The sequence below is a fragment of the Rhizobium alarense genome, assembly GCF_021555155.1.
GTDB lineage: Bacteria > Pseudomonadota > Alphaproteobacteria > Rhizobiales > Rhizobiaceae > Rhizobium_D > Rhizobium_D alarense.
Genome location: NZ_JAKGBU010000114.1, coordinates 1 through 3,852 on the forward strand (window position 1 = coordinate 1; position 3,852 = coordinate 3,852).

Below are 3,852 nucleotides of genomic sequence, written 5' to 3' on the forward strand. Positions count from 1 at the left end.
AACAAATCATCCATCACGGCCTCCTGTCGGAAACCGGGAATCACATCTCAAACGAAATTAATAGGTCCTGAGCCTAGCGCCCAGTAGACGGTCGATAGGTAAAACTCCAAACCGTTTGCGACAGTGGCGGACGGCCAATCATCCTGCTCCTGTCGGAAGGCCAGATGAGCGACCGCAGGGGCGCTCGTCTCGCGCTCGACGCCTTGCCGCCCGCCGATCACCTGATTGCCGATCGAGGATACGACAGCACCTGTTTCCGCGAGGACTCAAAGCCAGAGGCATAGAGCTGTGCATCCCGTCCAGCCGGAGCCGGTCGGCGCAGCGATGCATGCGCCGCCCGCGGTTAGTGGCAAGCACCGGCATTCTCCGAAGTCGTGCCGCCTTGCAGTCGGCACCCTCCCGCGCTCGGCGCTGCTGCCGCGAAATTGGCTATGCTTCGACGTCCTATAAGTGGATGTGCTCGCCGACGGAGCCGGCCGGCCCCGCAGAATCCTGTCGCGCGTCATTTCCGTGAGCATGGCCGCACCGCCGATGATGTACTAAGCGCAACCAGTCTCGATGGTGGTCGCCGGAAATGCATGCTGTGTTGCACCTTGATCAGCCGCAACCAGTCGCCTCGAGGTGGAAGCACGCCGGATCCATGCGGCTTCGAACCCCGCAGTGGCTAGCAGGGCGCGGAAGGTCTGCGGCTGAAAGCGGTTCCGTCGGACAAGAAAAACGCGTTGCTCTGGACGGTCGGTCGTGCGCTTCGGACCAACTGACGAAGAGGATATCGATCTCCGTTTTGCCGGACCGGAAGAGCGCGATATTTTAGTGATACAGCGACCGGAAAAGCATTGTTCGCCTTCTGCGGGACTTTCGAACGCGGGCGCCACTAGGGCCTTCTCCCTCTTTCCCATACCCATATTGCCGGCGCTTACGAAGTCGGTGCCTATCCCCTCGCATGCGGGTCGTCGAGATAGGCCGCGACATCCTTCTGGATGCCGCCGCGCCTGTACTCGTCGAAGCCGCGCCGCACCGTGTCTTCCGCGGCCCGTTGCATGTTGCGCATCAGGTCCTTGTCCCCGTTTCCGCCGACGGTCACGTCCATCTTGAGCACATGCTGCACGGGAGCGGCAGAATCTGCCCTTGCCGCGATCTGTGTGGCCCGGCCGCCGGGCCTCCCCCAAAAGACGCGAACGGCTCTGAGGCGCCGTACGACGACCCCAGGCCGAACAGCGAGGTCAGAAAGCCGCCGTCGCCGTCATTGTTTCCGAAAATGCCGGCAAGCGGACCCGAATTGAAGAATATGGCTTCCTGGCTGGCGCGCATGAGATTGTTGATGAAGCTATCGAGTGCGTCGTTTCCGGTTTCGATTTCAGGGATAAGCATCTCGAAACTGCGCTTCAGGTTGTCGCGCATGAAATCGCCGGCCTCTTTGGCGCTGCGGTAAGCCTCCTTCTCCGCATCTATCTGCGCGACGAGATTCGCGATGGCCGCTCCCTGTTCTGACGTTGCATCGACGCCCGCCCGACGCTGCATCTGCAGGGCGCGCTGTTCGGTAGCGTTCATGACGATCATGCGGCGCTCGTCTTCAAGGGACTGCATCACCCGTTCAATGGCTGCGGCCTGCCGCTCGGCTTCCCGTTCAGCCGAAGATGTGGCGCTCCCCCCCCAGACCAGCCGGATCGGTCCAGATCCTCGATCTCCTGGCGCTGTCTTTCGAGATTTTCGCGGAGCCGCTCATACGGGTCCGCGCCCAGGCGCTCCTGCATGTTGAGTATATCGCCGGATCGCGCCGCCATGTCGTTCGCTTGCGCCGGTCCTGCGACACGGGGCCCCTTGCCGAGCGTCGCAAGTGCACGCAATCTCCGATCGGCCTCAGACGCCTTTTCGATGATCGATGTCAGCGCATCAATGGTCGTATAAAGCGAAGGCGGCGTCGTCTCCGCCGTGCGCATCTGGTTCAACTCTTCAAAGGCGTCGCGGGCACTGATGGTACCATCCTTCAGATCCTGGCCAAGGTCTCGGATGGACTGCTGCGCGGCGAGGGTCGCAGGAGTCACGTCCTGCCACCGCGTGATGAACACGTTCATCCGCGATGTCGCTTCGGTGATTTTCTGGCTCATAAGAGCCGCCTCCTGTTCGGATTGACGAGCCGCGCCAGCCAGCAAGGCCGCCCAAGAAGCCGGCGTCTCAAGCATCTCCCGAATTTTGTCGGCAGAGATTTCCGACGTTTCACCGATTTTTTCTAGCAGTGCGTCAAAGTTCTGGAGAACCTCTTCTGCTGCGACGCCTTCCTCCTCCGCGACGGAGAAAATCTGGTACATCGTGCCGGCAGCGGCCACGGCGCCAATCGCCAACAGGTTGACGGGCGACAGGAGTCCCAGAAATGCGCTGCCAAGCGCCTGAACGGCCGCTCCCGCCCCATCGGGCCCAGGACCTGACCAATCTGGGAGCCTTGCTGTAGAGCGATCAGGAATGGCGATTGTCCGCCGGCGAGCTGTACGCCGATATCATTGAACTGCGCAGCGAGATTGCCCGCGCTGCTTCTCGCCAAATCGATACCTCGTGAGGCCGATTGCCCGCTTGCCACCGCCTTCTTGGCCAGGCCGTCAGCGCCACGTTCGGCCGCCTCGAATGCCGCTCGCGAGCGGTCGCGGGCGACGATATCGAACATCAGGGGAGACATCTGCGGCATGGCTGTACCTCTTTTTGTGAAGTGGCAGGATCAGAATCTCAAGATCAGGTATCGTCACCAGCCCAGCGTTGGCGAAGAATGCCGCTGATGAAATTGTGTACCGGATTCCGGCTGCCCTCCTTGATGTCGGCCAACGCGGCATCCCGGCTTGCCTTCTCGCGGGCTGCAACCATTTCGGCTCCACCCTTTCTCTTTTCGTCCTTCAGGAATGCGTTGTAGTCGCCGCCATACCGGCGCTGGAGGTCAACGGAGGATCCCCAGAGCTCGCGGCACTTTCGGTATGCGTAACTGTGCCAGTCGCGAAACTGGAAGCGCAGTTCCTCGCTGCTCTCAAATTCCTCGCGCCAGATGTTCATGCGTTCTCGATAGGCCATGTTTCACCTCATTTCCCGGCAACTTTAGCCGCCGCACGGGCAGCAATTTCGAGAAGGTCGCTGCCACCCTGTGCGGCCGCGAGCTTGCCGCCTCGCACGAGGCCGAAAATCCCGCCAAGGTCTTCGTTCGGCCTGGTCAGCGCGTGAAGGGGGCTGCGCACGCAGAGTTCATGCCGGTCGCCGGCGCGCAATTCGTTGTTCAGCGCTTCGATTTCAGCCGCGAGGCACTGGTATTCCGTGACACCGGCGACAACTGCACGCAAAGGGTCGGAGAGTTTGGCAAGAACCATCTGTGCGGCCGCCTGCTTCGCCATCGCGGAAGCCTGCCGCGACCGCATGGCGGCCTCGGTCTCGTCTCGCAACAGCGCCCTGTGCTTCTCCTCGATCCGCCGCCCGAGATACTCGGCATCCGTCAGCAGGTCGCTTAGCGCGGCACGCTCGGCGCGCAGCTCGTTCGCACGGGTCCGGTCGACGGATTCCGCTTCGGCCGCGAGCGCGTCGTCGAGCGCATCGCTGCTGACTTCGATCGCCGCGATTAGATCCGGAATTGCCGCACCCGCCGCAAGCACAGCTGCAGCGGTATCCGCCTTTGCCAGGTCACGCCGGATGCGATCGACGGTGGTCTCCGCATGGTTCTTCTGGTCTGTCATCTTCGCCTCACATTTCCGCAACGATTCGCTTCAGGGCTGATTCCCGGCATGCCATGAAGCGACTACCAAAAACGACCGGGAAAACGTTTGCGGTACTGTTTAGGGTACTGTTTGGGGCAGTGGATAGGTATGCGTGCAACTTGCTGAA

The 3,852-nt window shown here is 61.5% G+C and carries 6 protein-coding genes and 1 pseudogene; 1 reads left to right on the top strand and 6 read right to left on the bottom strand.

The features are described from left to right. Positions 1 to 110 precede the first annotated feature (110 nt). Positions 111 to 284: pseudogene (locus LXM94_RS26330) on the top strand (IS5/IS1182 family transposase); the annotation flags it as partial. Positions 285 to 931: 647 nt separating this feature from the next. Here LXM94_RS26330 and LXM94_RS23635 read toward each other — a convergent pair. The 6 genes from LXM94_RS23635 to LXM94_RS23660 are packed head-to-tail and all read right to left on the bottom strand — an operon-like array spanning position 932 to position 3,704. Then, positions 932 to 1,090, bottom strand: a complete 159-nt coding sequence (locus LXM94_RS23635; protein WP_235774000.1) for a hypothetical protein — start codon at positions 1,088 to 1,090, stop codon at positions 932 to 934. Further along, the gene (locus tag LXM94_RS23640; RefSeq protein WP_235774002.1) at positions 1,081 to 1,560 is read right to left on the bottom strand and encodes a hypothetical protein; all 480 of its coding nucleotides are present in this window, start codon (positions 1,558 to 1,560) and stop codon (positions 1,081 to 1,083) included. Before LXM94_RS23640 ends, LXM94_RS23635 begins: the two co-directional genes overlap by 10 nt. Positions 1,561 to 1,586: 26 nt before the next feature. After that, the gene (locus LXM94_RS23645; protein WP_235774023.1) at positions 1,587 to 2,327 is read right to left on the bottom strand and encodes a hypothetical protein; all 741 of its coding nucleotides are present in this window, start codon (positions 2,325 to 2,327) and stop codon (positions 1,587 to 1,589) included. Then, positions 2,231 to 2,680, bottom strand: a complete 450-nt coding sequence (locus tag LXM94_RS23650; protein ID WP_329605643.1) for a phage tail length tape measure family protein — start codon at positions 2,678 to 2,680, stop codon at positions 2,231 to 2,233. The genes LXM94_RS23645 and LXM94_RS23650 overlap by 97 nt, the downstream gene beginning before the upstream one ends. 44 nt (positions 2,681 to 2,724) lie before the next feature. Then, positions 2,725 to 3,054 (bottom strand): hypothetical protein, encoded by a 330-nt coding sequence (locus LXM94_RS23655; protein WP_235774004.1) that lies wholly within the window; start codon positions 3,052 to 3,054, stop codon positions 2,725 to 2,727. An 8-nt stretch (positions 3,055 to 3,062) separates the two neighbouring features. Continuing rightward, positions 3,063 to 3,704, bottom strand: coding sequence for a hypothetical protein (locus LXM94_RS23660; protein ID WP_235774006.1), 642 nt, complete (start codon positions 3,702 to 3,704; stop codon positions 3,063 to 3,065). Positions 3,705 to 3,852: the final 148 nt, after the last annotated feature.

Excerpts from the sequence above, each read along its gene's own strand:
- LXM94_RS23650 (WP_329605643.1), bottom strand. The coding sequence starts at position 2,680 with ATGCCGCAGATGTCTCCCCTGATGTTCGATATCGTCGCCCGCGACCGC.
- LXM94_RS23660 (WP_235774006.1), bottom strand. The coding sequence starts at position 3,704 with ATGACAGACCAGAAGAACCATGCGGAGACCACCGTCGATCGCATCCGG.
- LXM94_RS23635 (WP_235774000.1), bottom strand. The coding sequence starts at position 1,090 with ATGGACGTGACCGTCGGCGGAAACGGGGACAAGGACCTGATGCGCAAC.
- LXM94_RS23655 (WP_235774004.1), bottom strand. The coding sequence starts at position 3,054 with ATGGCCTATCGAGAACGCATGAACATCTGGCGCGAGGAATTTGAGAGC.
- LXM94_RS23640 (WP_235774002.1), bottom strand. The coding sequence starts at position 1,560 with ATGATCGTCATGAACGCTACCGAACAGCGCGCCCTGCAGATGCAGCGT.